Annotated in this window: 2 protein-coding genes; both read right to left on the bottom strand. The window is 34.1% G+C overall.

Annotated features, from left to right (window positions below; all coding sequences use genetic code 11):
- Nucleotides 1-371: 371 nt before the first annotated feature.
- Nucleotides 372-1,025: an SMI1/KNR4 family protein gene (locus tag COD92_RS30700; protein WP_098532455.1), complete on the bottom strand. Its 654-nt coding sequence runs from the start codon at nucleotides 1,023-1,025 to the stop codon at nucleotides 372-374.
- 143 nt (nucleotides 1,026-1,168) lie between these two features.
- A complete protein-coding gene (locus COD92_RS30695; RefSeq protein WP_098532456.1) occupies nucleotides 1,169-2,044 on the bottom strand; it encodes an SMI1/KNR4 family protein in 876 nt (291 codons plus the stop codon).
- Between the last annotated feature and the right edge of the window lie 286 nt (nucleotides 2,045-2,330).

Below are 2,330 nucleotides of genomic sequence, written 5' to 3'. Positions count from 1 at the left end.
AGGCGCTCCTCTTTTTTTTTTAAACGAATGAGCTGCGTCTATTTAAGTATTGCCTCTTTTCTAAGGTTACAGAAGTTAATTTTCATGGTAGTGAAAGAACCGAAAATAAAGTGCGACCAGATAATTAACAATTATAAAAATGAAATAAATTTTAAATATAGATGTAAAGATGCCTTTGTCTTTTCGTGTGAAAATTAAGTAGCCAATACAAAATATCAGTTGAATAATATACAAAGGGGCTACCGCAAGTTTTGAGTATAGTTCTGGAAAGGGTGTTTCCATAATCTTGTCATCCACTATAATTTCTCTCCTAAATTAAACTAATGCACCCGTTACCGTAAGTACATTTCTTCACAAATTCTTAAGATAGGTTAGGAGTTATTAATTAAAGGTAATAATTGACTGAAAATAATACTTTCAACATCGATTCCATCTTCATTAATACCATCCGTCCAATCAAAAACTTCCACAAAGCCAACCTTAGACCACTTTCTTATTAAATCGTCAAAATTTATAGCCAGTAATAGACCGTGAACATTTGGACCCCCATCAACTACATCGTGTTCAAGAAAAATGATGGTTTCATTTCTCTTATCGATACAAAAGGCATCTCCATTACGAAAGGTTATAATGGGTATCCAAAAACTCCAATCATTCACTAAAGCTTCCCAACCCTCGTCTAAGCAATCGTTTAATCGTGTTCTGCCATCATCAACCATTTCTTTCATATCAATATATAACTCCACTATTTGAAAAGGAGAAATTAAATTTATACCACCGTATTTGCATTCTTCGCCAAGAGGAAACTCTCTATCACTAAGTATTTCCCAGTAGAATTGAAGGGAAGAGGATTGATTTAAAAAAAATTGACGCAGAGTGTCGGGAAATCTAAAAGACAATTTTGTTTCAACATTTAACAAAGATTCTTCGCTAATTGGGTCGTCGATTTTAATTTCCGAAATTTTTACAGATTGAAGATCGTATAGCTTTTGAATCACTGAGTCGATCACTTTTCTTAATTCCATTAAGGTATGTCTCCTGATATTTATTATTTGGTAAAATAGTTTGTTCTTTAATTCAACAAAAAGAAGCACTTCCCCTTCTTGGAGAAACGCCCCCGGTAGCTGAATATACAAAGGTGTTCTTCACTGCTCGTTGGAGAATAGCATTATTCCTCATCTACAAAGTCAATCATCACTCCAACAACCTTTTTTGAAATGTTATATTTTACTTTCACCTCGTACATTCCGTCACCATAACCAGACATTGAAACCGCACCATCTGAGACAACTCCCCCCTGTGCATCTGAAGCAACTACCTCATCAAATTGGATGGCTTCGTTTCTACCAAATGTTTTAAAATCAAAAATTCCTGCTTGTGCAGAGTCAACTCCAATCTGTTTATCGCAAACATGCCATTTCCCACTTGGTTTCTTTTCCCCATAAAATACAAATAAGTTTTTAACAACTTCATCAGGAGTATAAGAAATGGAAGCTGTCCAATTACCATTTTTCACATTTAAAAGTACGATTTGCAACTCAGCTTCTTCATCCACTTTATAGTACGGGTCAGTAACAATTAACTTTCCACTTTCAACCATAAAAGTGCCAAGTTTATTAGGCTTATTAGTATTGACTTTCGGCACATGCCGATCAATAAATTCACTTAATGATAAAGACGCATATTTGCCTAACCCAGTTTTGTCATTCCAAGTATAAATTAGTTCCTGCATAAATCTTTTCCTAATTCGATAGCAAAGTTTGTCACCACTCACTTTTTCACCAATACAAACCATATCACTCGCTAGATTTTTGGGTCTGTTCTGATTTTGTTTTACTATATCAATTGTTAATGCCGTTTGTTCATTAGTTTGAATAGGGAACAAAGTCCAATCACCAAATTTTGCTCCATTCGTTTCTAAAAAAAGTTCCTTGTATTCATCTGGAAAAATAGCACCAAGTGCTTTTTCTGTTTTTTTCAATTCAACTAATGACACGCCAGCCACTTTCGAACTTGGATTAATCATGTTTATTACTTTCTTCATCTCTTCCTCCATGATACTTACGGATTACTTTGTCATACTACATTCAAATTAATTTTATTGTGGCTTGTTCAATTCTTTTAACCATATTTATTGTCTTTCTTTTTAAACCACGTTGTTTTTTAATACGCATTTTATCTCCAATCTTGGTCCGTCTACTTTTAACTGTTTCTATTTCTATATTCAACTAAATAATCCCTCTTGAAGTAACCTGCCAGTTTGTTGAACAAGAAAAAAGACCGCAGCAGCGATCACAATCTTTAACTCTTGCACCCGTTTGTTTAAGTGT

The organism is Bacillus sp. AFS037270 (assembly GCF_002585305.1).
The sequence above is the reverse complement of the archived record's forward strand: the minus strand, read 5'-3'. Positions and strand labels throughout refer to the sequence as shown.